Annotated in this window: 18 protein-coding genes; 6 read left to right on the forward strand and 12 right to left on the reverse strand. The window is 66.6% G+C overall.

The features are described from left to right. Positions 1-10: 10 nt before the first annotated feature. Both mfd and L1787_RS04100 read right to left on the reverse strand, forming a co-directional pair. Complete coding sequence (mfd, locus tag L1787_RS04095) at positions 11-3,427, reverse strand: transcription-repair coupling factor (protein ID WP_235707336.1); 3,417 nt, start codon at positions 3,425-3,427, stop codon at positions 11-13. A 122-nt stretch (positions 3,428-3,549) separates the two neighbouring features. Continuing rightward, complete coding sequence (locus tag L1787_RS04100) at positions 3,550-3,831, reverse strand: FAD assembly factor SdhE (RefSeq protein ID WP_235707264.1); 282 nt, start codon at positions 3,829-3,831, stop codon at positions 3,550-3,552. A gap of 114 nt (positions 3,832-3,945) precedes the next feature. Here L1787_RS04100 and recG point away from each other — a divergent pair, with 114 nt between their 5' ends. Further along, positions 3,946-6,060: an ATP-dependent DNA helicase RecG gene (gene recG, locus L1787_RS04105; RefSeq protein WP_369415054.1), complete on the forward strand. Its 2,115-nt coding sequence runs from the start codon at positions 3,946-3,948 to the stop codon at positions 6,058-6,060. Positions 6,061-6,063: 3 nt separating this feature from the next. Here recG and L1787_RS04110 read toward each other — a convergent pair whose 3' ends face one another. The 4 genes from L1787_RS04110 to gmd form a co-directional block, all read right to left on the reverse strand. Continuing rightward, positions 6,064-7,452 carry an imelysin family protein gene (locus tag L1787_RS04110; protein ID WP_235707265.1) on the reverse strand — a complete coding sequence of 463 codons (1,389 nt, stop codon included), beginning with the start codon at positions 7,450-7,452 and terminating at the stop codon, positions 6,064-6,066. A 70-nt stretch (positions 7,453-7,522) separates the two neighbouring features. Next, entirely contained in the window at positions 7,523-10,072 is a 2,550-nt protein-coding gene (locus tag L1787_RS04115; RefSeq protein ID WP_235707266.1) for a glycosyltransferase family 4 protein, read from the reverse strand. A gap of 114 nt (positions 10,073-10,186) precedes the next feature. After that, a complete protein-coding gene (locus L1787_RS04120) occupies positions 10,187-11,125 on the reverse strand; it encodes a GDP-mannose 4,6-dehydratase (protein ID WP_235707267.1) in 939 nt (312 codons plus the stop codon). A gap of 58 nt (positions 11,126-11,183) precedes the next feature. Further along, positions 11,184-12,161, reverse strand: coding sequence for a GDP-mannose 4,6-dehydratase (gene gmd / locus L1787_RS04125; RefSeq protein WP_235707268.1), 978 nt, complete (start codon positions 12,159-12,161; stop codon positions 11,184-11,186). A 245-nt stretch (positions 12,162-12,406) separates the two neighbouring features. Here gmd and L1787_RS04130 point away from each other — a divergent pair, with 245 nt between their 5' ends. From L1787_RS04130 to L1787_RS04145, 4 genes are read left to right on the forward strand one after another with little or no spacing between them, the layout of a single operon-like run. Continuing rightward, on the forward strand, positions 12,407-13,204 hold the full coding sequence (locus L1787_RS04130) for a sulfotransferase family protein (protein ID WP_235707269.1): 798 nt from the start codon (positions 12,407-12,409) through the stop codon (positions 13,202-13,204). Then, positions 13,204-14,055, forward strand: coding sequence for a hypothetical protein (locus L1787_RS04135; RefSeq protein ID WP_235707270.1), 852 nt, complete (start codon positions 13,204-13,206; stop codon positions 14,053-14,055). Before L1787_RS04130 ends, L1787_RS04135 begins: the two co-directional genes overlap by 1 nt. After that, the gene (locus L1787_RS04140; protein WP_235707271.1) at positions 14,052-15,131 is read left to right on the forward strand and encodes a hypothetical protein; all 1,080 of its coding nucleotides are present in this window, start codon (positions 14,052-14,054) and stop codon (positions 15,129-15,131) included. Before L1787_RS04135 ends, L1787_RS04140 begins: the two co-directional genes overlap by 4 nt. After that, the gene (locus L1787_RS04145) at positions 15,128-16,165 is read left to right on the forward strand and encodes a glycosyltransferase family protein (protein ID WP_235707272.1); all 1,038 of its coding nucleotides are present in this window, start codon (positions 15,128-15,130) and stop codon (positions 16,163-16,165) included. The genes L1787_RS04140 and L1787_RS04145 overlap by 4 nt, the downstream gene beginning before the upstream one ends. 1,729 nt (positions 16,166-17,894) lie before the next feature. Here the strand turns inward: L1787_RS04145 and L1787_RS04150 are convergent. From L1787_RS04150 to L1787_RS04170, 5 genes are all read right to left on the reverse strand, one after another. Beyond that, on the reverse strand, positions 17,895-18,407 hold the full coding sequence (locus tag L1787_RS04150) for a methylated-DNA--[protein]-cysteine S-methyltransferase (protein ID WP_235707273.1): 513 nt from the start codon (positions 18,405-18,407) through the stop codon (positions 17,895-17,897). Between the two features lie 565 nt (positions 18,408-18,972). Continuing rightward, on the reverse strand, positions 18,973-20,418 hold the full coding sequence (locus L1787_RS04155) for a pyruvate dehydrogenase complex E1 component subunit beta (protein WP_235707274.1): 1,446 nt from the start codon (positions 20,416-20,418) through the stop codon (positions 18,973-18,975). Between the two features lie 111 nt (positions 20,419-20,529). Next, positions 20,530-21,555, reverse strand: coding sequence for a pyruvate dehydrogenase (acetyl-transferring) E1 component subunit alpha (pdhA, locus tag L1787_RS04160; protein ID WP_255720234.1), 1,026 nt, complete (start codon positions 21,553-21,555; stop codon positions 20,530-20,532). A 416-nt stretch (positions 21,556-21,971) separates the two neighbouring features. Next, on the reverse strand, positions 21,972-22,325 hold the full coding sequence (locus L1787_RS04165; protein ID WP_235707275.1) for an FtsB family cell division protein: 354 nt from the start codon (positions 22,323-22,325) through the stop codon (positions 21,972-21,974). 250 nt (positions 22,326-22,575) lie between these two features. Next, positions 22,576-23,517, reverse strand: a complete 942-nt coding sequence (locus tag L1787_RS04170) for a glycine--tRNA ligase subunit alpha (protein WP_235707276.1) — start codon at positions 23,515-23,517, stop codon at positions 22,576-22,578. Between the two features lie 140 nt (positions 23,518-23,657). On the opposite strand from L1787_RS04170, the gene L1787_RS04175 reads away from it, so the two are divergent. Continuing rightward, the gene (locus tag L1787_RS04175) at positions 23,658-23,918 is read left to right on the forward strand and encodes a hypothetical protein (protein ID WP_235707277.1); all 261 of its coding nucleotides are present in this window, start codon (positions 23,658-23,660) and stop codon (positions 23,916-23,918) included. Positions 23,919-23,935: 17 nt separating this feature from the next. Here the strand turns inward: L1787_RS04175 and L1787_RS04180 are convergent, their stop codons facing one another. Then, positions 23,936-24,757, reverse strand: a complete 822-nt coding sequence (locus L1787_RS04180) for a DUF502 domain-containing protein (protein WP_235707278.1) — start codon at positions 24,755-24,757, stop codon at positions 23,936-23,938. Positions 24,758-24,762: the final 5 nt, after the last annotated feature.

Here is a 24,762-nt window from a genome sequence, read left to right on the forward strand (position 1 = left end):
GGCACAATCCTCATGCGGCGACTTTTTCCTCGGCCTCCGCGAGCTTTGCAAGGTTCGACAGGATCACGGCGACGCCCTTCGTCCGCTTTTCGGGTGTCGGCCAGTCGCGGATGAGGACGACCTTGTGGTCCGGCCGGATCTTGGCGAGGGAGCCCTCTCCGGCGATGAACTTCACGAGGCCCTGCGGGTTGGCGAAGAGGCCATTGCGGAAGGTGATGACGGCGCCCTTCGGCCCCGCGTCGATCTTCTCGACGTTCGCCTTGCGGCACAGGCTCTTGATGTAGACGATCTTGAGCAGCCACTCGACCTCATCCGGCATCTTGCCGAACCGGTCGACCATCTCCGCGCCGAAAGCGTCGATCCCGCGCGCGTCGTCGAGGTCGGCGAGGCGGCGATAAAGGCTCATGCGAAGCTGGAGATCGGGCACATAGTCCTCCGGGATGAGGACCGGAATGCCGATCGAGATGTGCGGCGACCAGTGATCGTCCACCTCCTCCGTCTCGCCCGATTTGAGCGACGCGACGGCCTCCTCCAACATCGACTGGTAAAGCTCGAAGCCGACCTCCTTGATGTGCCCCGACTGCTCCTCGCCGAGGAGATTGCCGGCGCCGCGAATGTCGAGATCGTGGGAGGCGAGCTGGAAGCCCGCGCCGAGATTGTCGAGGCTTTGCAGCACCTTGAGGCGGCGCTGGGCGGTGGCGGTGAGCGTCTTGTCGACGGGGGTCGTCAGCAGCGCGTAGGCGCGCGTCTTCGACCGGCCCACCCGGCCGCGGATCTGGTAGAGCTGGGCGAGGCCGAACATGTCCGCCCGGTGGACGATCAGCGTGTTCGCCGTCGGAATGTCGAGGCCCGATTCCACGATCGTCGTCGCGAGGAGGACGTCGTAACGGCCTTCATAGAAGGCGTTCATCACGTCGTCGAGCTCGGTCGCCGACATGCGGCCATGCGCGACGCCGACTTTCACCTCCGGCACATGCTGCTCGAGGAACTCCTTCTGTCCCGCAAGATCCGACACGCGCGGGCAGACATAGAAAGACTGGCCGCCGCGATAGCGCTCGCGCAGCAGCGCCTCGCGGATGGTGAGCGGATCGAACGGGGCGACGAAGGTGCGCACCGCCAGCCGGTCGACCGGCGCGGTCGCGATCATCGAGAGTTCGCGCACGCCCGTCAGCGCGAGCTGCATCGTCCGCGGAATGGGCGTTGCCGACAGCGTGAGGACGTGAACGTCCGATTTCAGCGCCTTCAGCGCCTCCTTGTGCTTCACGCCGAACTTTTGTTCCTCGTCGACGATCAGGAGCGCGAGGTCGCGGAACTCGACGGTCTTCGACAGGAGCGCATGGGTGCCGACGACGAGATCGATCTCGCCCGATTTCAGCCCCTCCCGCACCGCCTTCATGTCCTTCGCCGAGACGAGGCGCGAGGCTTGCGCGACGCGCACCGGCAGGCCTTGGAAGCGCTCGGCGAACGTCTTGTAATGCTGCCGGGCGAGCAGCGTCGTCGGCACGATGAGGGCGACCTGACGGCCGGTCATCGCGGTCAGGAACGCGGCGCGGATCGCGACCTCGGTCTTGCCGAATCCGACATCGCCGCAGACGAGCCGGTCCATCGGCAGACCGGCCGACAGATCGTCGGCGACGGCCTCGATGGCGGCGAGCTGATCGTCGGTCTCGTTATAGGGGAATTTGGCGACGAACTCGTCATAGACGCCGGTCGCCGGCTCGATCACCGGGGCCTTTTTCATGAGGCGCGCGGCGGCGGTCTTGATCAGCTCGTCCGCGATCTCGCGGACGCGCTCCTTCATCTTCGCCTTGCGCGCCTGCCAGCCCGCCCCGCCGAGACGGTCGAGGGTGATCTCCTCCGAATCGGAACCGTAACGCGACAGAAGGTCGATATTTTCGACCGGCAGATAGAGCTTGTCGTCGTTGTGGTAGGCGATCTCGACACAGTCGTGCGGGGCGCCCGCCGCCGTCAGCGTCTTGAGGCCGATAAAGCGGCCGATACCGTGATCGACATGGACGACGAGATCGCCCTCGCCGAGCGAAGCCACCTCGGTGAGGACGTCGGCGTCGCGCCGCCGCTTGCGGCCGGAGGAGACGAGACGGTCGCCGAGTACGTCCTGCTCGGCGATGATCGCATAATCGGGCGTCTCGAACCCGTGCTCGATCTCGAGGATCGCGAGCGCCGCCTTGTTCTTGGCGAGCGCGCCCGCCTCGCCGAAGGTCGCGACCTCCTCGGCATTCTTCAGGTGAAGGTCCTTGAGGACCTGTGCCATCCGGTCGCGCGAGCCTTCCGACCAGGCCGCGACGATGACGCGGAGCCCCTTGTCGCGCAGCGCATCGATATGCTCGATCAAGGCCGCGAAGATGTTGACGTTCTGCGCCGAACGCTCCGCCGCAAAGGAGCGGCCGACCCGCCCGCCGGCGGACACGGTGTGGACGCCCTCTTTCTCCGGCACGGCGAAGGGGGACAGGCGGACGATCTTGTGCCCGGCGAAGATGCCCGGACTTCCCTCGGTGAGATAGAGCGTGCTCGGCGGCAGCGCGTTATAAGGCGCGCCGGAGGACTGGGCGAGGCTCGACGTGCGGGCGGAATAATGGTCCTCGATCTCGGCGAGGCGCTTTGCGATCGCGTCCTCGGTGAGGTGGTCGAGGACGACCGGCGAGGCCGGCACGTAGTCGAAGATGGTGGCGAGCTCTTCGTGAAAGAGCGGCAGCCAATGCTCGAGCCCGCTCGCCCGAACGCCCTCCGACACCCCATGATAGAGAATGTCGTCCTTCGTCGCCGCCCCGAAGGCGCGCAGATAGCCCTCGCGAAACCGGCTGATCGAGGTCGGGGTGAGGACGACCTCGCTCATCGGAATGAGCTCGATCGACGTCCACTGCCCCGTGGTGCGCTGCGTCTCGGGATCGAACGGGCGGATGGTCTCCAGCGTGTCGCCGAAAAAGTCGAGGCGCACCGGCGCGTCGGTGCCGGGGGCGTAGAGGTCGACGATGCCGCCGCGCACGGCATATTCGCCCGCCTCGCGCACCGTCGGCGTGCGCAGAAAGGCGTTGTCCTCGAGCCAGGTGACGACATCCTTCATCACGACGTCGGCGCCCGCGGCGTGGCGCAGCGTGGAGGACCGGATGACATCCGGCGTCGGAACGCGCTGGAGGATCGCGTTCGCGGTCGTCATCACGACCGTCGGCCCCTTCGCGCCGCTCGCGAGGTGTTCGAGTGCGGCGGTGCGCCGCGCCTGGACGAGGGACGACGGCGAGGCCCGGTCATAGGGCATGCAGTCCCAGCCCGGCAGGCGCACGATATCGATTTCGGGGTCGAAGAAGCGCAGCGCGTTTTCCGCGCTCGTCTGCCGCGCCCCGTCGCGGGCGACGAAGACGACCGGGCGATCGCTGCCGCGCGCGAGGCGGGCGAGCGCCTCCCCCTCCATCCCGTCCGGAAGGTTGGTGACCGTGATCTCGGCCGGAAGATCGTCGTTGGCGAGGATCTTGAGGCTTGGTTTGGCCGCGTCTCGAATCTCGGCGATCGACCTCGCCTTTTCGCGCGCTGCCATCACTGCCCCTTGTGAAACGCGATCACTCGGTCGAGAAGAGCCGAGCGATGGTTGGGAGGGACGTCGTCCTGTTCGGTGATCCAGCGATAGAGTTCGGTGTCCGGAAGGCGCATCAGCGCTTCCATCTCGGCCACATCGTCCTCGCTCCATTGGTCGATCGTCTCGTCGGCGAAACGGCCGAGAAGAAGGTCCATCTCGCGGGTGCCACGATGCCAGGCGTGAAACAGGAGCCGCTTGCGCCGCGGCTCGAGATCGGCGGAGGAACGGGTGGTGCCGGTCACTAGCGTCTCCAAATCGAAGTCGGCGCGCGCTGAGGGGGAGCGGACGCCGGGAACGGAGCGTGGGCGTTCGGCCGCGCGCACGCATTCTTGCCGCCGCCCCGAGAGGACGCCGGTGTGAGTGTGGTCTTTGATATCGGTCCGCTGACCGCCCCGGTCAATCGTCTGCAAGGTGTTGGGCCCGCCCGCGCGGAGCGGCTTGCCCATCTTCTCGATCGGCCGAGCGCGGCAGAGACGCGCGTCTTCGACATTCTATCCCATTGCCCCGTCGGCGTCATCGACCGACGACACCGCGTCGCCGTCGCCGAGGCGCCGGACCGGGCGATCGCGACGCTGACGGTGAAGGTCGTTCGCCACGAAAACGCCCGGCGGCCGGGCGCTCCGTCCCGCGTCATCGGCGAGGATGGAACGGGCGAGCTCGCCATCGTCTTCTTTCGTGGCGGCGAAGCGTGGCGTCTCGGCAACTATCCGATCGGGGAATGGGTCCGCGTCTCCGGCCTCGTCGAGTGGTGGGAGGGCCGACCGCAGATCGTCCACCCCGACCAGTTCGCCAAGGTCGAGGGGCCGGATGCGCCGTTCGACGCCCGATTTGGCCTCGAACCCATCTATCCGCTCACCCAGGGCCTCACCGCGGGCGTCCTGTCCGGTCTCGTCGCGGCAGCGCTCGAGAAGATCCCGGACCTTCCCGAGTGGCTCGACGGCCCGTTGGTGAAGCGGGAGAAATGGCCGACCTTCGCCGAAGCGGTCGCCGCCATCCATCGGCCGGAGGACGCGCACGATATCAGCCCCGACGCTGCGTGCCGGCAGCGCCTTGCCTATGATGAGCTTCTGGCGAGCCAGCTCGCCCTTGCGATCGTGCGCGACCGGGAGCGCAATCATCGCGGCCGGGCGCGGCGGTGGGACGACGCCATGATCGCGGCGATCGAAAAGAGCCTTCCGTTCTCGCTCACCGCCTCTCAACGCCTCTCCCTCGCCGAAATCGCGGGCGATCTTGCGGCCGAGCACCGGATGATCCGCCTCGTTCAAGGCGATGTCGGCTCCGGCAAGACCGTGGTCGCGCTGCTGGCGGCGGCGATGGCCGCCGGCGATGGCGGGCAGACCGCGATGATGGCGCCGACCGATCTCGTCGCCCGGCAGCATTATGAAACGCTCTCGAACATCCTCGAACCGCACGGCATCAGGGTCCGCCTCCTCACCGGACGCATCACCGAGGCGGAGCGGGCCGAGGCGATCGCGGGGCTCGCCGACGGCTCGGTGACGATCGCGGTCGGCACGCATGCGCTTTTCCAGTCGGCCGTGACCTTCCGCGATCTCGCCCTCGTCGTGGTCGACGAGCAGCACCGTTTCGGCGTCCATCAACGCATGGCGCTGTCGGAGAAGGGTCCCCACTCCGACCTCCTCGTGATGACGGCGACGCCGATCCCCCGCACCATGGTCCTCGCTCAGTTCGGCGACATGGACGTCTCCCGCCTCACCGACAAGCCGGCCGGCCGCCAGCCGGTCGAGACGCGGGCCGTCGCCCTCACCAATATCGACGCGGTGATCGAGCGCCTCGCCGCCGCCGTCGCGCGGGGGGAAAAGGCGTATTGGGTCTGCCCTCTCGTCGAGGACAATGAGGCCTCGGAGCTCGAATCGGCCGTCAACCGGCACCGGATCCTGTCGAAGCGGGTCGGTGATGTTGTCGGTCTCGTCCACGGCAAGACGCCGACGGCCGAGCGCGAGCGGATCATGAGCGCCTTCAAAGACGGGCAGATCGCCGTCCTCGTCGCGACCACGGTCGTCGAGGTGGGTGTCGACGTACCCGATGCGACGATCATGGTGATCGAACATGCCGAGCGCTTCGGCCTGTCCCAGCTCCACCAGCTTCGCGGGCGCGTCGGGCGGGGCGCGAAAGCCTCGACCTGCCTCCTCCTCTACAAGGCCCCGCTCGGCGCGATCGCCCGCCAGCGGCTCGACACGATGCGCGCCACCAATGACGGCTTCCGCATCGCCGAGGACGATCTGAAGCTGCGCGGCGAAGGCGAGATCCTCGGAACGCGCCAATCGGGCGCCCCGTCCTTCCGCTTCGCCGACCTCGAGCACCATGCCGCGCTTCTCGCGATCGCGTCGGACGACGCGCGTCTCGTGGTCGCGACGGATCGGAACCTGGAGCGCGAGCGGGGCAAGGCCTTGCGCGCCCTCCTCACCCTCTTCGAGCGACGACGGGCGATCGAGCGGCTCCGCTCCGGCTGAGCCTCAGGGGCTCGGCATCATGGTGGTGGTGAGATCGGCCGGCGGGACGACTTCGATCACGTCGGGACTTTGCGGCGGCACCGCCTCGACCGCCGTCGCGCCGTTGGTGCGCACTTCACGCAGCACCGCCGACGGCGCATTGGGGCGCTCGAAGGCGGTGGGATCGAAGGCGAAGACCTCGGGAAGCCGCTCCGTCACCGTCGCCTGGACCGCATCGAAGGGAAGACGCAGGCTCGCGGAAAAGCGGCGGCGCTCGGGCGAATTCAGCGTCGTGCGACCTTCCTCGATCGCCTTACGGATCGATTGCAACAGCGTGCGGACCGCTTGCCCGGAGGTCGTATAATCCTCCAAAATCATCGACTGGATCGAGATCGATTTCGCGAGACCGTCGAGATATTGGACGACATAGCGCCGGCGTCCGAACGGCAGTTCCGGGTTGTCCCGTTCCATGACGATGAAACGGTTGATGTGCCGGTCGAGAAGGTCGGTCCCGTTGATGAGCCCTTGCACGAGATCGCGCAGGATCAGCCGATCGCCGAGTTCGGCGTCATCGTCGCGCCAGTGCACGTCGAGCGTCGTGCGCTCGGTCCACACGCGCAAGGCGTCCTTCGCCTGGCGTTGCAGATGGGCGGCGATCGTGACGGCGAGATCGCAGCCATTGTCGAGCCCGCCATCCACCGTCTTGCCGTCGCGAAGGAGGAGCTGCTCGAGCGCCGAAAGGCCCATCAGCGCCGGCTCGTAGGTGCGAAGATCGGACAAGGTGCGGGGCGCGACGTCGGTGCCGGCGATGATCGCGCGGATCTGGTCGCGGCTGAATGCGGTGGCGGACGCATCGGTGAGGACGCGGGCCGGGAGTTGCTTCAGCGAGGGGGAGCCGAACGCCAACGGCACGAGCCCCGCCGCATCGTGGATCGAGGTCAGGAACGCCTCGTCGAGCGCCCGCTTGGCGCTTTCATTGCGCGACACGCAAAAGCGCACCACCGCGTTCTGCAGTGTCACGGTCGATTTGGAGAAGGTCTCGACCTGCGGGACGATCCATTTCTGGATGACGACAGAAGCGACCGGCGGCCGCGCGACGGTGCCGGCGGGTGGGGCCGACGGCGGATCGTCCTGCACCCATAGCGCGTCGAGCGCCGCCTCGGGTGTCAAAACTCTCGGTTCGTTCTCGGCGAGTTCGGTATCGAACGGCGCGGCGTCGCGCTGCGCTTCGAGTTCGGCCGGCCCCGGCGGCAGAACGCCCCCGAGACCGCGTTGCGGGCCCGGCGGGGTTTCGGGCTCATCGAGTCCGACCGTCTCGTCGACGGCGTTCGGCGACGGGATGACGGCCGGTTGCTCTTCGATCCGCTGACTGTGGGCCGGTGTCGCGACGGCGACCAGCGACGTCAGGAGCAAGAGGCTCCACGATCCGAGGGACGATGCCGCTCGGGACCGTCGCCTGGACCGTTTCCGCCGCGACGCCATTCTATCCCTCGCCGAGCGAAGCCATGATCTCGTCGAGGCGCGCCTCATACTTGCGGGCTTGGGCATCGAGCGAGAAATTCTCGTTCACGAAGGCGAGCGCGTTGGCGGCCCGCCGTTCGCGTTCGGCCGTATTGGAGCGAACCGCGCGGAGCTGCGCGATGGCGCTCTCGCGGCGCGGATCGGCCCACACCTGGCCACGATCGACGAAAATATACTCGTTCGATCGCGGTTCGACGAGATCATAATCCACGAGCCACGCATTGTCCGGCTTGGTGAAGTCCATATTGCCGGAATAGCCGGTGGTGAGCACCGGGGTGCCGAGCGCCATCGCCTCGATCAGCCCGAAGCCCCACCCCTCGGAGCGGTGGAGGGAGACATAACAGTCCGTCCCCTTCTTCAGCTTCATGAGGTCGTTATAGCGCATCGTCTCGTTGAGGATGACGATCCGCGGATCGGCCGCCGCGATCTCCTGGATCCGCTCCCAGCGCATCGCCTGATGCCGGTCGGCGACGAAATCCCGATTGTGGGTCTTGAGGACGAGAAGAACGTCCTCGTCCGGTCCGAACGCCTCGCAGAACGCGTCGACCAGCCCGTGCGGGTTCTTCCGCTCCAGGAAGGAGAAGGAATCGAAGGTCGCCATGAACACGAAGGTGTCCGGCCCGACCGGCAGGCGCTCGCCGATATAGGCCCGCGCCGCCGAACGGCCCGGATCCGGCACCGGCTCCACCGCCATGCCGACGCTGCGCACCGGCTTGTCGGTCGCCGAGGTGTAGATGTCGACGCCGTATTCGGTCGCGACCCAGATCTCGTCGAGAAGGCCGATCGACAGGAACTGCGTGCGCGCCGGCGTCGACAACTCCCAGAAGAAGTAACCGATATTGTACGCGCCGTTGAAGACGTCGTTCATGTAGGCGAGCGCGATCGGCACCGTCTCGCCATTGAGGTGGACGAGGTTGACCCGCGCCGGCTTGGGCGCGTCGGTGCCCTCCACCGCGTTGTTCATCCCGACCGGGGCCGGATTGTCGAGCCCGAAATTGACGTAGTTCGCGTTATAGCGCGTGCGCTTGATGGTTTCGGCCGAAAGGCGCGAGGCCTGGCCGAGACCGGACGATTTCTCGAACGGACCGATCACCTGCAGCTTGACCCGCTCGTCGGACGGCTGGGTCGCGGCGGGATAACGCGCGGCCTCGAAGCGGTTGCCCTTCGCATCGAAGAAGAGGAAGCGGCCGCGGGTGATGTCGAAGCCCTTCTGCCAAAGGAGGTCGGCGAAGCGGTCCGCGTTCAGCATCTCGCCGAGCCCGGCGCCGTGGCCCTGAAGCGATCCGAGCACGCGGTCGAACAGCGTGTCGCCCCGCTCGCCCTCGAACAGCGCCTTGACGTTCTTCGGCGGCAGGAAGCGGATCGTCCCCGGCGAGGTCACCCCTTCGAGGAGCATCCACACATGCATGAGGATGCGGTCGGCCTCCGAATGGAGGTCGAGGATGTGAAAGCGCTTATCGCGGTTGAAGCGATGGATCATGTAGGCCGACGGCGCGAACGCGTGGCCCATGAAGTTGAGCGGCATCCGCCGCAGCGCCTCGATGTAGAAGTTCGGGACGAGGCAGTCCTCCATGTGGAGGAAGGGCGCCTGCTCGGTGCACCACCACACGAGGAACGCCTCGTAGCTCTCCCGGTCGACTATCGGCAGAAGCTGCGCCCCCGCGCCGAGGGTCATCGCGTAGGAGAGCGAGGCGCGGGAGATCTTGAACTCCATTCCGACCATCGGAACGGGTTGGTTGAGATAGGCGATCTCGTCCGCCCCAAGCGGCACGCGCAGCGGGCGGCGGTTGCCGCCATAATGGTCGATATACCAGCGCAGATACGCGTTCTTGGCGGCTTCCGATCCGTCGAGCGGATGGGTCTCGTCCTTGCGCAGGCGCTTGTGGGTGAAGTCGAGATAGGGCGAGATCGCGCGCCGCTCGTCCCCGCGCGCGCCCTCGAAGGAGAACATCCGCTCGTGGAGCGGGAAGCGGCCGGGCTCGCGCTTGTCGGGCCGGAGGGCGCCACCTTCGAGCGCGGTGACGGCGCTCGCGACGACGGCGGCCTCCAGCGTCGCGCGCATCGCATCGCCGAGCGAGGTGGTGATCGTCGGATCCTTGCGCAAAGTGAGGCTCGTCAGCCATTCCCGCTCGCCGCCATGGCCCAGAACGGCGACGTCGATCACACGGTCGCTCTGCGTCGCGGCCTTCGCGACCGCCTTCGGCACGGTCCACGAGAAGCCGCACACCCGCGGCCCGCGACCCGCGCGCTCCACGTCGGCGCGCACGAGATCGGCCTTCGCAACGCCGATCGGAATGCCGTCGACGAGGAACTCGATCGTCAGGGCACGCGACAGATCGTGCGTGTCGGCAACCCAGCCAGCGATCTCCGCGGCGGTGAATCGGTCGACATGGAAGTTGAAGCGCGGCTCGGCGCGGCTCTGATCGGGCACCGCCTGGGACGCGGTCTCGGGTGTCGCCCCCTCCCCGCCCGCCGTCGGATCCTGCGGCACGATCGAATGCTGGTCAGCCATGACGGCCTTCTCCTTCGCATGTGCGAGACACGCGCACATCTCGCCCCCGTCCGGGCCGATCAATGGTCGTACAACGCCAATTTTGTAAAGTCATCGAGGCATCGACGCCTCCGTTCAACCCGGAACGACGACCTTCAGCCGCTTTCGCTGGTCGTCGAGCACTTCTTTCAACGTTTCGATGATGGGCCGGTGCGGCGGCCAGTCCATCAAGGTCGAAAGGAAGGCCGTCGATGCCGTCGCCACCGGGATCTCGTTGGGACGCAGCCGCGACGGATCGATCTCGACCGAAACCTCGACTTTAGCGAGTGAGCACAGCAAGTCGAGGATTTCGCGGATCGACATCGCCTCGCCGCGGGCGACGTTGACGATCGCCCGCTTCGGCAGCCTGTCGGCCGCCTTGAGGATCCCGATATAGGCGTTCGCCACGTCGCGAACGTCGAGGAAATCGCGCTTGGCGTCGAGATTGCCGACGCTGATCGTCGGCGGGACGAGGCCGGCCTCGATCCGGGCGAGCTGCGCGGCGAAGGAGGCGACGACGAACGTTTCCATCTGGCCGGGGCCGGTGTGGTTGAACGGGCGCGCGATGAGGAGCTGATTCGTGTCGGTGAGGATCTCCTCGAAGACGAACTCCGAGGCGAGCTTGGAATTGGCGTACGGCCCGTGCGGCATCGGCGGGGTCGTCTCGTCGGCCGGGCCGTGCTTGAGGTTCGAGCCGTAGACCTCGGCGGTCGAGGCGAGGAACACCGTCGCCTCCGGCGCGTGCCGGGCGATCGACTTCGCGAGCCAATAGGACCCGTCGCGATTGTCCCGCCAGACGCTGCTCGGCGAGCGGTTGGCCTTCGCGACCGAGGAGTGGGCCGCGAGGTGGACGACGATGCCCGGCTTGACCGTGCGAATGAGGTCGTCGGTCGCCGACGGATTGGTGAGCTCCACCGCGTACCCGCCTTCGGGCACCGGCGCGAGACGCACCAGCTTGACGAGCGCGCGGCCCGGAAAGGTCGCTTCGAGCCGCGCAGCCACGTAAGGCGCGACGAACCCGGCACTCCCAGTCAACAGTATCGGGCCATTGCTCACGCCGTCGGTCCTCGTCTCTCTCAATGGTCGGTCCGGACTAGGCGCGCATGTGGCGTTTGATGTCGGCTTCGACCATCTCGTGGATCATGTCTTCGAGCGACGTTTTCGCCTCCCAGCCGAGCGTCGAGCGGGCCTTGGTCGCGTCACCGAGAAGAATGTCGACTTCGGCGGGCCGGAAGAGCTCGGGATCGATCACCAGGTGGTCGTCCGGGTTGAGTTGGACGTACTCGAACGCGATCTTGACCATGTCGCGAACCGACGTGGTCCGGCCGGTCGCGACGACATAATCGTCGGGCCTCTCCTGCTGCAACATCAGCCACATCGCCTCGACATAGTCGCGGGCGTGGCCCCAGTCGCGCTTGGCGTCGATATTGCCGAGGCGCAATTCGTTCGCGAGGCCGAGCTTGATGCGCGCCACGCTGTCGGTGACCTTGCGGGTGACGAACTCGATGCCACGCAGGGGCGATTCGTGATTGAACAGAATACCCGAGGACGCGTGCAACTTGAAGCTCTCGCGGTAGTTCACCGTCATCCAATGGGCGAAGAGCTTGGCGACGCCATAGGGTGAGCGCGGATAGAACGGCGTCTTCTCGCTCTGATGCGCCTCTTGGATGAGGCCGAACATCTCCGAGGAGGAGGCCTGATAAAAGCGCGTCGTCGGCGAGACGATGCGAATCGCCTCGAGAACGTTCGCTGCGCCAACACCGGTGACGTTCGAGGTCAGGATCGGCTGCTGCCAGGACGATGCGACATAGCTCTGCGCGCCGAGATTATAAACCTCGTCGGGTTTCGAGGTCTCGACCGCACGGATCAGGCTCGACACGTCGGTGAGGTTCGCGTCGACATAACGCACGTCTTTTTCGATCCCGAGCCAGCGCAGGCGGTGATCGGCAATGCCGAAATGGCTCGAACGCCGCACAACGCCCCAGACATCATAGCCTTTGTCGAGCAGATTCTTCGCTAGATAAGCGCCGTCCTGCCCGGTGATGCCGGTGATGAGCGCGTGACGTGCCATGTAGATCCTCGTACAGAAATTCGCCGGAGTGCTGCGAGAGCAACGCCTTGGCGCGAACGCGCGGAACGTGCGTGCGCACGGCCCATAACAAAGCCCCGCACCAGGGACAATAGGCGCACTCGGCGCCCTCCCCACTCCACCAGAGCCAACATAATCGCGACGAAGGTCGTGCGTTTGCACAAAATAGCGTGTACGAGCGCCGCCGGGCTCGTTTAAGTTGTGCTTCCGGCGCGTGGAGCATGCGGATGCAAATCGTCATACTCGGGTATCATCGCAGCGGAACTTCGGCCGCGACGCAGCACCTCGCGCACTGCGGGCTGTTCGTCGGGCACGATCTCCTCGGCAGCAAATCGTCCAACCCACGCGGCCATTTCGAAGACCGCGTCTTTATGAATATCCACGAACGCATCTTGCGGGAGAATGGAGAGCGTTGGCTCGCCGCCGAACCGATCGTGCCGGTGATCACCCCTGCGGTCCACAATCACGTGGTCGCTGCCGTCGCCGAACGCGACGCTGCGCATGCGGTTTGGGGTTTCAAGGATCCGCGGGCCTGCCTCTTCGTCGATTTGTGGCGGACCGTCCTGTCGCGCCCACGCTTTTTGATCTGTCTCAGGCACTATTCGGCGTGCATCGATTCGATGGTGCGCCGCGCCCTCGAATCGGTCCGCACGAGTGAGCGCCACAACGCCCACATCCATATGCGCCTCGCCGCGGACGAGGAGCGGATCGCCCGCTCCTGGATGAGCCACATGCTCCCCCTTTTGCGCCTCGTGCGCAGCAATCCGGACGCCGTCCACATCGTCGATATGTCGTCGCTCGACCCCGAAACGTCGATCGGCGGCGCCCTTGCGGAGCGGTTCGGTGCCCCCCTCGCCGATCGTCCCGTTGCCGAAACCTTCGAGCCTGACCTCTTCTCCTCGCGCCTCGATCGCGAAATCCGCCTCACCGCCGAAACGCGGCGGACGGCCGACCGGATCTGGCAGCGTCTCCTCGCAGCCCGGCACAGCCTGGCGGTAGGGCCGGGCCTTGCGGGAGCCTCCTGATGGATCTGCCGGCCGAACACCGTGCGAGGCCGTATCGCTTCACCCGGCGCATTCTCGGCTTTCATCAGCAAAGCCGCCCCGTTCGCGGCCTCACCCATGCGCGCAGCGCCATCGAATGGACCGATGCGGAGTGCGATCTCTATCGCCCCGGCGTCGACGGGCTGATCGTCCAGGACCTGCGCACGTTGAGCGACCAGATCTACCCGCTGATCGCCGCGACGCCGACCCTCTTCGTCCTGTCCGATCGGGACCGGCCGCACTTCCTCGTCCTTCTCCACCATCGCACCGTCGTCCTGACGCCGGCCGACGCCGTCTTCGTGGACGGTCCGCCGCGGGGGGATCGCCTCCAATCGATGATCGGCGACAGCCACGTTGCGGGCCCGGATGACTGGATCATGGCGGATGGGGCGATGCGCGCCATACCCGCGAGCCTTGCCCCCTTCGCCGAAGTCGCCAAGGTCGAGTTCGGCGAGATCGCCCGCCGTGTGGCCGCGATCCCGCTTCCCCGCGTCCAGCATTTCTGGGCGCCGGTCGGCCCCGTCGCCGCCTTTGCCCCGATCTTCATCGGCCCGATGTCGGCGGTCCGCGTCGACGAGGGGCCGTTCGCGGGCCTCGCGCCGACCCTTCTCCTCGTCGATCCGGAGCATATGGGCGATCTTGCCGATCGCCCCCTTCCCCAGTCGACGATCGTGGTGATGCCGTTCGCCCTCGCCCGCGGGCGTCCGATCGACCATTTGCTCGCCGACCTCGCCGAGATGCGGCGCGAACCCTTCCATCTTCACGACCTCGTCACCCTCGGGGACGTCGGCGAGGCGAGCCTTGGCTGTCTTTATGGGGAGTTCGTGGTGTGAGCCTTTGTGTCATCGTCGCCAATATGACGCCCGCCCATTTCGGCTGGGGCGTGCGCGCGCCGAGCCTGCGGGCCGAGCAGCTCGCCCACCTTGCCCGCGCGGTCTATGACGAGGTGCGTTTTCTGATTTTCCTGAGCCGCTTCAATCTCCTGCGTCAGGAGCGCGGCTTTGCCGTCCTCGCATCGAGCCGGGAGGACACGACCGTCATCCCCGCCTCCGCCTTCACCACCTATGCCGAGCGCCTCGCGCCGGCGACGTTCGTCTTCACCCAGGCCGAATTCGCCGAGGAGGCGGCCTTCGCCGCGGCCCGCCACACCGTCGTCTACGATATCCTCGCCCCGCGCGCGAAAGAGCTCGCGGCCGGCGGGGCCGCCGATGCAGCGCTACAAACCCATCACGACCAGCACCGCCGGATGATCGCCTGTGCGCGCCGCGTCCTCGTGAACGGCGCCCGCTCGGAGCGCCTCTTCGCCGACGATCTTCAGGGCGCCGATACCGCTCTGTGCCCCCTCGCGCCGGAACCGCCGACGATGGCGCGCACGGCGGGCGACACACTGATCTTCGGCGGCAAGCCCCAACGCTGGACGCAAAGCGCCCCGCTTTTCGAGGCGATGGCCGCCTACCTCACCGCACGGCGCGACGTTCCGGCCATCATGATCGCCGAGCCGCCGAAGCCGAACGAGGCCCATGCGGCCGCCTATTCGGAGCTGTTCCTCGCGCCGAACGTCACGCCGCTCTGGAATATCTCCCACCACAATTATCAAGAACTCCTCAGCCGCGCCGCCGGCTATATCGATTGGGCGCCGCTCAGCGACGAGCGGACCTATGCGACCTCGACCCGGATCCTCCAGGCGATCGCCGCGCGCGTCCCGGTCCTCCATCAAGCCGGCACCGCGCTCGACGAATTCTTCGACGTCTTTCCTGGAATGTGCATCGAAGGGCCGATCGAGCCGCGCCATGTCGCCGCCTTCGCCGAACGCGCGATCGCGGGCGGCTATGACCGCGAGGTCGAGGCCGCCGCGGGGCGCCTCGCCGCCTTCCGCACCGCACCCGTCTTCGAAGGACTGGCCGCATGAGGGTGATCACCGTCCTCAGCAAGGCCGACACCTGGTCGGTCCAGACACTGCTTCTCACCTATGCCCGTCATGCCGAAGCGTGCGGGATCGAGGCGCAGCGCGTCGCCCTCGAGGACGGGGCGCTCGCCAACGCCCCGAAGGGTATGGGCCCCAAAAGCGCCGCGCGTGGCGCCGCCGGCATGGCGGGCGACCTCGCCGTTTTCAATCCCGAGCCCGGCGACGTCGCGCGGCTCGCCGATATCGAACCCGGGCGGCACGACGTCGTCATGTTCGCCGAACCGGCTGTCCACCGCGCCGCCGTCGCCCATTATGGCCGAACCCAGCCGCGCTTCGTGCAGGTGCTCTCCACCGCCCGCTTTTCCGCCCAAACAGACCACGGCTATGGCTACCGCCTTCTGGCAAAGCCGATCACGCGCATCGCGCCCTCTCGGGCGCTCTTCGACGCGGTGAGCCCGCACGTGGAGGCGATCGACCGTCTCGTCTGCATCGAAAGCGAACTGCAGGCCGCGCACCACGTCCGCGTGCCGCGCGACCCGCGCGACGGATCGAAACGCAAGATCGCGATCGCCGCCTCCGACGGCGAGGCCCCCGCGGCGATACTCGATGAGGCGATTCGGCGAGGGTTGCACGCCGATCCCGTCGTCATTTCGGCAAATGCTGACGCGGAAACGCGCGCAATGCGTTTCGCCGCGGTCGATATTTTTCTCGCGTGGCCTGGCGATGGAGAGTGGATCCATCGCCCGTCCCTCGAAGCGATGGCCGCCGGGGCTGCATTGATGATTCCCGACGGCCCGGCTGTCCGGTCCCTCCCGGACGGGGCCGAAACACAGATCATCATCGAGCGCGATCATGGGGCGGCGGTTGCCGCGCTCCTCGGGCTCGGCGCCGATGGGGGGCGGATCGAAATGACGGGGCGTGCGGCCGCCCGCACCCTGTCGCATCCCCCGACGGTGACGGAGCGTCGCGCCATCGGGGCGCTGCTCGCGGGCCTTGCCGATGAGCCGTCGCGCCAGTTCGCGGACGGCGTCAGTTGATGCGCCCCGACATACCGACCGCGGCGGACCATCGCGGAGGCGGCAAGCTTCGCCACAGGCCGATGGTGTTTCACGGTGGGTGGCGGGCTCGTCGGGGGCGTCTTTTCCATTCCATCATGGCCGCGTTCGGTTGGGCGGGCGTGATGGCATGGCACACCGTGCTCCTGCGCGCCGTCGGGCCGTTGGGCGCGGCGGGTTGGTCTTTCGTGCCATCGGGTGCGGTGGGCGAGCCCGGCAAAGCGAAGGCATCGGCCCTCGCCCGGCGCACGCTTGGGCCGAGGGCAGATGCGATCGAGCCGAGGAAAGGCCGCATGAGCAACAGATTGCACATCGTCCGCCAAGCCGCTCTCAAGATGGCGGGCCGCTTCGCGCCGACCGCCTCCACGGAGACGGTTCAACACGTCCGCACCGCCCCGACCCGTCCGAACCGTGACGCGATGCCCGCGATTGCGAACCGCTGGACCGAGGCCGAACCGGACACCGCGCGCGCTGCCGGTGCCGGGCCGGATGATGCTCACCCCGCGCCCCAATCGCGCGGGTTCACTCTCATTTCGGATAGGTCCGCCTCGCCGCCCCGTTCTCTCCGATCGATAGGCCGGCCGGAGCGACCATCGACGCAGATGAACTTGGAGGTCGTCGAGCCCTGGGCCGGCGCGACGACCGATCCGCCCGCGCCCCCGCCGCAGGACAGCGAGCCTGCCGAAGCCGCACCGGCTTCCGGCCGTGCCGGTCGATCTGGTCGCGACGAGCCCCGCACTGAAACCGCACCGAGGCGCGCCGTGCCACATGCCTCGGGGGAATGGGAGGCCGGCTCACAATCTGAAGACCGTGCCGATCCGAGCCCGCATTCCCGCCGCGACGCCGCGGACTCCGATACGGCAAAAACGTTGCCGGAGCCGGACGGCCATCCGCCGACCATCGCCGAACCGAGCGACGCACCGGATCTTCCTCCCGGCGCCGCGAACGCGTTGGCGGAATGGCGCGCCGCGATCGAGCCGCTCTTCGACGAGCGATATTATCTGGCAATGCGGTGGCGCAGCGGACCCCACCGCATCGCCGGTCGAGCACTATCTGCAGATCGGGTGGCGCCAAGGTCTCGACCCGGCCCCCTGGTTCTCGAGCAAGGGCTATCTCGCGATCAATCCCGACGTCGCCGATGCCGGTATCCCGCCCTTCGTCCATTACGTCCTTTATGGCCGAAACGAAGGCCGCACCATCCGGCCGACCGACGATGTCGCCCCCGCCGCAACACGACCCGCCCCCGCGCCACCGCCGCAGCGCGAGGAGCCGAAGGTGAGCGCCGACCTCCTCACGCTCCGCCGCCGCGAAAGCCGCAATGGCGCGCTTCACACCCCCCGCCGGATCGAGCGGTGTCTCGATCGAGGGATATGAGCCCGCGGGGGGATAGGTCGACGTAAAGCTCCGGCGACAGTGGGCACGGCTCGCCGCGATGTCGCACCGAAAGGTTTGCGGGACGGTTTACGGAAAAGCGTGGGCACTCAATGACGGATGTTCGGCATCGTTCGCACGGCGATATGGCCGGGGGCGTCGAGCTCGCCGTATTCGGTGCGCTGCCGGTCACGCGACGGCTCATTGACGGTCATCGTCTCACGATGGCCGCTCCGCATCAGCGCCGCGATCGGCGGCCCGCGTCAGAACTCCAAAGTTGGGCGTGCCTGTTCGCCTTCGCGATGACCGCATCTCGGCCGCGGACGGCGCAATCTCGGCTTCAGAGGAGCGTCAGCGTCGTGTGACCGGCGACGCGCGCTTCGAGGTCCAAAAGGTAGCGCTTCGTCGCGATGCCGCCGCCGAAGCCGGTGAGCTTTCCCGTGGAGCCGATGACACGGTGGCACGGCAGAATGATCGGCAGCGGATTGGCCCCATTCGCAGCGCCAACCGCCCGGCTCGCCCCCGAAGCGCCCAGCGTCAGCGCAAGGTCGCCATATGAGCGCGTCTCGCCGTAAGGGATCGTGGCGAGAAGGTGCCACACGTGCTGTTGAAAGGGCGTGCCGCGCGGGTCAATCGCGATGTCGAAGGCGCGCAGTTCACCGGTGAAATAGGCGGCGAGCTGGTCCCGCACGTCGCGAAACACGCGATCGTCGCGGATCCAGGTCGGAGCGGGCTCCATCGCGCGTGATCCGCTCGGAAATCCGAGAACCTGGAGCGCGTCCGTTTCGCCGGCGAGAAGGAGCGCGCCGATCGGGCTCTCGAAATAGGTGTAGGCGAGAGACGCCCCGCGCATGCCTTCCCCCTCGGGCCAATCGTGGCCGCCGTCAGAGTGCGTCCGGCCGGCCGCCGCGGCAAGATCCGAGCGACGTCATCCCCCGCCGGCTGCGCCTCGGCGCGCCGTGAGCGCGTCCGTCGGCGTCATGCGCGCTCCGATGCGGGTCGTTCAACGGAGCGGCTCCGGCTTGAGCTCGGGCGATCGCCGCCCGGGCCGTAGGCTCATTCGCGCGCAGCCGCCATTGTATGGAGGCGCGAGGACAGGCGGCGCGCCTGCCGGAGCGGGCGGCAACGCGGCGGACATGGTTCAGCATGGAAAACCGGAAGCGCCCTCTCCCGACGGGTCAATCCGTGCCGGCCATCGGAAGGGCGGATTATCGCGGCGCGCTTGCACCAACCGGGTGATGTCGCAGCGCCGCATTGTACGGGCCCGAAAATCTCTCATTCGCCGAAACGCCGCCTCTTCATTGAGGGGCACAAGGCCCGGCCGCGGCACCGATGGCATGAAAAACCCGCCGCGTTCGGGTGAACGGGCGGGTTTTCGCGAGGCATTTCGGCGGACGCGCCGCCGAGAGTTGACCGGCTCAGGCCGTGTAGGTGACGGCCTTCACCGCGTCGATCACCTCGCCGACATTCGGCAGAGCGAGCTTTTCGAGGTTCGCGGCATAGGGCATCGGAACGTCCTTGCCGGTGACGCGCAGGACCGGAGCGTCGAGGAAGTCGAACGCCTTCTCCATCAGCTGATAGCCGATTTCGGAGGAGATCGAGCAGGTCGGGAACGCCTCTTCGACCGTGACGCAACGGTTGGTCTTGCGGACCGACTTGATCACCGTCTCGATGTCGAGCGGGCGGATCGTGCGCAGGTTGATCACCTCGGCGTCGATGCCCATGCCGGCAAGCTCCTCGGCCGCCTTCATCGCGTAGGTCATGCCGATGCCGAAGGAGACGATCGTCACGTCCTTGCCCTTCTTCTCGACCTTCGCCTTGCCGATCGGCAGCACGAAATCGTCATCGACGGGCACATCGAAGGAGTGGCCGTAGAGGATTTCGTTCTCGAGGAAGATGACGGGGTTCGGATCGCGGATCGCGGCCTTGAGGAGGCCCTTCGCGTCCATCGCCGAATAAGGCTGGATCACGCGGTGGCCGGGCACGTGCGCGTACCAGGCCGCAAAGTCCTGGCTGTGCTGTGCCGCGACGCGGGCGGCCGCGCCGTTGGGACCGCGGAAGACGATCGAGCACTTGATAAAGCCGCCCGACATATAGTGCGTCTTCGCGGCGGAGTTGATGATCTGGTCGATCGCCTGCATGGCGAAGTTGAACGTCATGAACTCGACGATCGGCTTCAGCCCCGCAAAGCCCGCGCCGACGCCGACGCCGGTAAAGCCATGCTCGGTGATCGGGGTGTCGATCACCCGTTTGGCGCCGAACTCGTCGAGAAGGCCCTGGGAGACTTTGTAGGCGCCCTGATATTCGGCGACTTCCTCGCCCATCAGGAAGACGTCGCCGTCTTTGCGCATCTCCTCGGCCATCGCGTCGCGGAGCGCTTCGCGCACCGTGATCTGCTTCATCTCGGTGCCTTCCGGCACGTCCGGCTCGTCGGGCTGATCGTCCGGCATTTCGGCCGGTCCGGGGCCGGAGCGCGGCGCCGCCGGGGGACGGGCGGCATCGGCATCGAGGCTGCCGGTCGGTTTGGGGATGTCGCCACCGCCGGCGGCGGGTTTTTCGGCGGCCTCGGCCTTTTTGGCGGCCGGTTTTTCGGCCGCGGCACCGATATCGCTTTCGCTCTCGCCCTCGGCGAGCAGCACGGCGATCGGGGTGTTGACGGCGACGCCCTCGGTTCCTTCCTCGACGAGGATCTTGCCGAGCTTGCCTTCGTCGACGGCCTCGACCTCCATGGTCGCTTTATCGGTCTCGATTTCGGCGATCACGTCACCAGCGGATACGTCATCGCCCACGGCCTTCAGCCACTTGGCGAGTTTGCCCTCTTCCATGGTCGGGGACAGAGCAGGCATCAGGATTTCAGTGGGCATTGGGTCGTTCGGGCTCCCTTGGGGCAACGGCCCCGACGTTTCAGATTGCGGATCGTCCCGCCGGTCTCAAAAGGGCGCTGCAGCGCCCCGCGATCGAGGCTCAACGCGCCGTCAGCGCACCACGTCCGTCCACAGTTCTTCGGGCGCGGGCTCGGGCTCGGCCTGGGCGAATTCGGCCGACGCGTTGACCTCCTCGCGCACCCGCTTGTCGATCGTCTTGATGTCGTCTTCCGACATCTTGTGCTTCTTGAGAAGGATCTCGCGCACGTGCTCGATCGGGTCGTGCTTCTCGCGGTACTCGTTCACCTCGTCGCGCGAACGGTATTTCGCCGGGTCGGACATCGAGTGGCCGCGATAGCGATAGGTCAGCATCTCGAGGATGTAGGGGCCTTTGCCGGAGCGGGCGTGCGCGAGGGCCTTGCTCACCGCGGCGTGCACCTTCTCGACTTCCATGCCGTCGACCTGCTCGCCCGGGATCTCGAAGGAGCGGCCGCGCTGGGACAGGTTCGTGGTCGAGGAGGCCCGCTCGACGCTCGTTCCCATGCCGTATTTGTTGTTCTCGATCACATAGACGACCGGAAGCGACCAGAGCTTCGCCATATTGAAGCTCTCATAGACCTGGCCCTGGTTGGCCGCGCCGTCACCGAAATAAGTGAGCGCGACGGCACCATTCTCGCGATAGCGATTCGCGAAGGCGATGCCGGTTCCGAGCGAGACCTGGGCGCCGACGATGCCGTGGCCGCCATAAAAATTCTTCTCGACGGAGAACATGTGCATCGAGCCGCCTTTGCCCTTGGAATAACCAGAGGCGCGGCCTGTGAGCTCCGCCATGACCCCTTTGGGATCCATGCCGGTGGCGAGCATGTGGCCATGGTCGCGATAGCCGGTGATGACCTGGTCGCCATCCTTCATCGCCATCTGCGCGCCGACGACGACGGCTTCCTGGCCGATATAAAGGTGACAGAACCCCCCGATCAGGCCCATGCCGTAGAGCTGGCCGGCCTTCTCTTCAAAACGGCGAATCAGCAGCATCTCTTCGTAAGCGCTGCGATAGTCGTCGGCCGAGAAGCTCTTATCGACCGGCGTCTTCACGTCGACTTTTTCGTCTGTTTCGACAACGGCGCTTTCCTCGATCATCGCTTCTGTCCCGTGGTCTGTTTCACGCAACCTATCGCGTGACTGGGCCGTAGAAAAGGTAAGAGCACTCGCGGTCGGTGATGGCTGGCATGCACACGCCGGCCGCTCAGCGCTCCCGTGAGCCCTTGATGGTGCGTTCCCCTGCGTGGATGCAACGCCGGATGCGCGCCATGGGATGCGTTTTCGCAGCCACAATGTCGCAGACGACAACGCCCTGCGCAGGGGCCGCCAAGCTGGCCTTTCCGTGGTCAACCGTCAATCCGCTTCATGCTTCGGGAGGCGTTCGTCCCGACCCAATTCCAATTGCCAAACGCGTAAACGTCCAGCGTACGCATTGCAATTCATGTGGGTGTCGCGCGCATTCGCCTCAATGGCGGCGCGTGAAGCGGCCCGTTTCGGGCGCTGACGGGGGCGTCTCAGCGATTGTGCGCCGCAAGCGTCTGCGTGCCCTCGGCGAGCGGGGCGTGCATGATCACGAGCTCGTTGGGATGGGCCATATTGAGCTTGGCGCGCGCCCGCTCGTCGAGCAGATCGGCGTCGAGCGCGTCGGTGCGCAACCGCTTCACCTTCTCTTCGAGATGTCTGCGCTGGGCGACGAGCGTCACGAGCTCGACCTGCCGCGTGTGGCGCTCGGCCTTCAGGTTCTCGCGCGAAAGCTGGCTGAATTCGCCCCGCGTGCTCTGCCATCCGAAATAGAAGGCGATCGCACAAAAGAGGAGCGGCAACAGCAAGAAAGCGAAGCGGGAACGACGTCTGTGGCGCGTGGGCATCAACGAGATCCGTTAGGGCTCGACCTTTAAAGCACGTGCTCCTTAACGCGTCGTTGCCGTGATGCGGGGCGGCAAAATTGAAGGGAATTTTTCTTATCGCCGCCCGTTATCGTCGTGAAATCCGAAGAGGCGGGCGCCCTCGCCGTCCATCGATCTCTTCTGGGTTTTGCGCGCGGCTGCAGGTTCCGGGTGCGCGCGCCACTGAGGACGGGCATGCGGATTTCCGCAGCCCGTCCTTCTTTTTTGCGACTCAGGCCGCTTCCTCGTAGCCGCCGCCGGCGGTCTGGAGATAGGCCTCGCCGCAGGCCTTCGCGAGCGCGCGCACGCGGCCGATATAGCCCTGCCGCTCCGTCACCGAGATGACCCCGCGCGCATCGAGAAGGTTGAAGATGTGCGAGGCCTTGATCGTCTGGTCATAGGCCGGCAGCACCTGGCGGTGACGCCCCCCGTCGCTTTCGGGCGCGCCGGCGGCGAGGAGCGCGTGGCATTCGGCCTCCGCGTCGCGGAAATGGCGCAGCAGCATCTCGGTGTCGGCGTGCTCGAAATTGTGAGCCGAATATTCCTGTTCGGCCTGAAGAAATACCTCACCATAGCGCACCGACGGCCCCGCCGCCGTCTCGGGGACGTAAACGAGATCATAGACATTCTCGACGCCCTGCACGTACATCGCGAGGCGCTCGAGGCCATAGGTGAGCTCGCCCGAGACCGGCCGGCAGTCGATCCCGCAGACCTGTTGGAAATAGGTGAACTGCGAGACCTCCATCCCGTCGCACCAGCATTCCCAGCCGAGCCCCCAGGCGCCGAGCGTCGGGCTTTCCCAATCATCCTCGACGAAGCGGACATCGTGGACCGAAAGGTCGACGCCGATCGCCTCGAGGCTCGCGAGATAGAGCGACTGGAGGTCGGGCGGGTTCGGCTTCAAGATCACCTGGAACTGGTAATAATGCTGCAGGCGGTTCGGGTTTTCGCCATAGCGCCCGTCGGCCGGGCGGCGCGAGGGCTGAACATAGGCCGCCCGCCAGGGACGCGGGCCGAGCGCGCGCAGCGTGGTCGCCGGGTGGAACGTGCCGGCGCCGACCTCCATGTCGTAAGGCTGCAGGATCGCGCAGCCGCGCGCGGCCCAGAAATTCTGCAGCGCCAGGATCATCGCCTGGAACGAGCCGCGAGGATCGTTCGCACCAAGGTCGGACATCTCAGAACTTTCAATTCGGAACGGCAGTATCGGAATAACTCCTACAACGGCGCGTTCTCCAAGCAAGCCGGCGACGGCGCAAGCGGGCCAGAGATTGGCAGATCCGCGCACCGCGCAGGCCAAAACAACAGGAGAGCGAAATGTCCAAGATCATTCTGAGCGCCGTCGTCCTCGCCTTTTGCGCAGCCTCGGCCGGAACGGCCCTCGCCCGTGGCGACAATGGCGGCTCAGGCGGCGGCGAGGGCGGCAATGACAGCCCGTCGGTCCGCAAGATCGAGGGCCTTCCCGGCTTTCCCGAGCGGCGCCGGCCGCTGCCCGACGGCGATGCTTGCCAGCAGCAGGTGCGCACCGGCCACGACGCGCTGATCCTCGTGCGCCGCTGCGACGATATTCGGGGATAATCGCCGCGAGGCGCCGCTCAGCGCGGGTCGGCCGGCTCCGGCCGGTCGGTTTCCCACTCCTCCGGCGGCTCGTCGACGAGGCGGCCGCGAACCGGAACCTCGACACTCACCACCCGCCCCGCATCGTCGCCAGGCCGCCCGCTCGCCGAGCGCACGGCCTTCGCCCGCTGACGCGCCGGCCAGACCGGCGTGATGAGACCCGCCGAAATCACCAGCTTCGCCGCATCCTCGACCGACATGTCGAGGAGAAGCACCTCCTTGCGCGGCACGAAGAGGAGGAAGCCGGACGTCGGGTTGGGCGTCGTCGGCAGGAAGACGGAAATCGCGTCGTCTTCGTCCTCGTGCGAGAGGCGGTGGCTGATCTCGCCTTTGGCCTCCGTCGCGATGAACACGATCGCCCACAGGCCGCGCCGGGGGTATTCGACGAGACCGGCGGTGCGAAAGGTGCGGCTTCGCTCCGAGAGCGCCGTCTCGAAGATCTGCTTCAACGCGGCGTAGATATTCCGAATGAGCGGCATTCGGTTGAGGATCGATTCGCCGATCGCGATGATCGTGCGGCCGAAGATGTTCGCGGTGAAGAAGCCGAGCAGGACGAGGAAGATGACCGCGAGCACCACGCCGATTCCGGGCAACGGAAACGGCAGGTAGCTGTCCGGGTTCCACCGCGCCGGGATCCACGGCTTCACCCGACTGTCGACCCAATTGACCATCGAGGCGGTGAGATAGACCGTGATGGTGAGGGGCGCGGCGACGATGATGCCGGTGAGAAGATAATTGCGAAGGCGGTTCAACAATCCGCGCCTGCGGCCGATCCGTCCGTCGAATCTGTCTTCTTCCATACGCT

Source organism: Acuticoccus kalidii (genome assembly GCF_021556395.1).
GTDB classification, from domain to species: domain Bacteria; phylum Pseudomonadota; class Alphaproteobacteria; order Rhizobiales; family Amorphaceae; genus Acuticoccus; species Acuticoccus kalidii.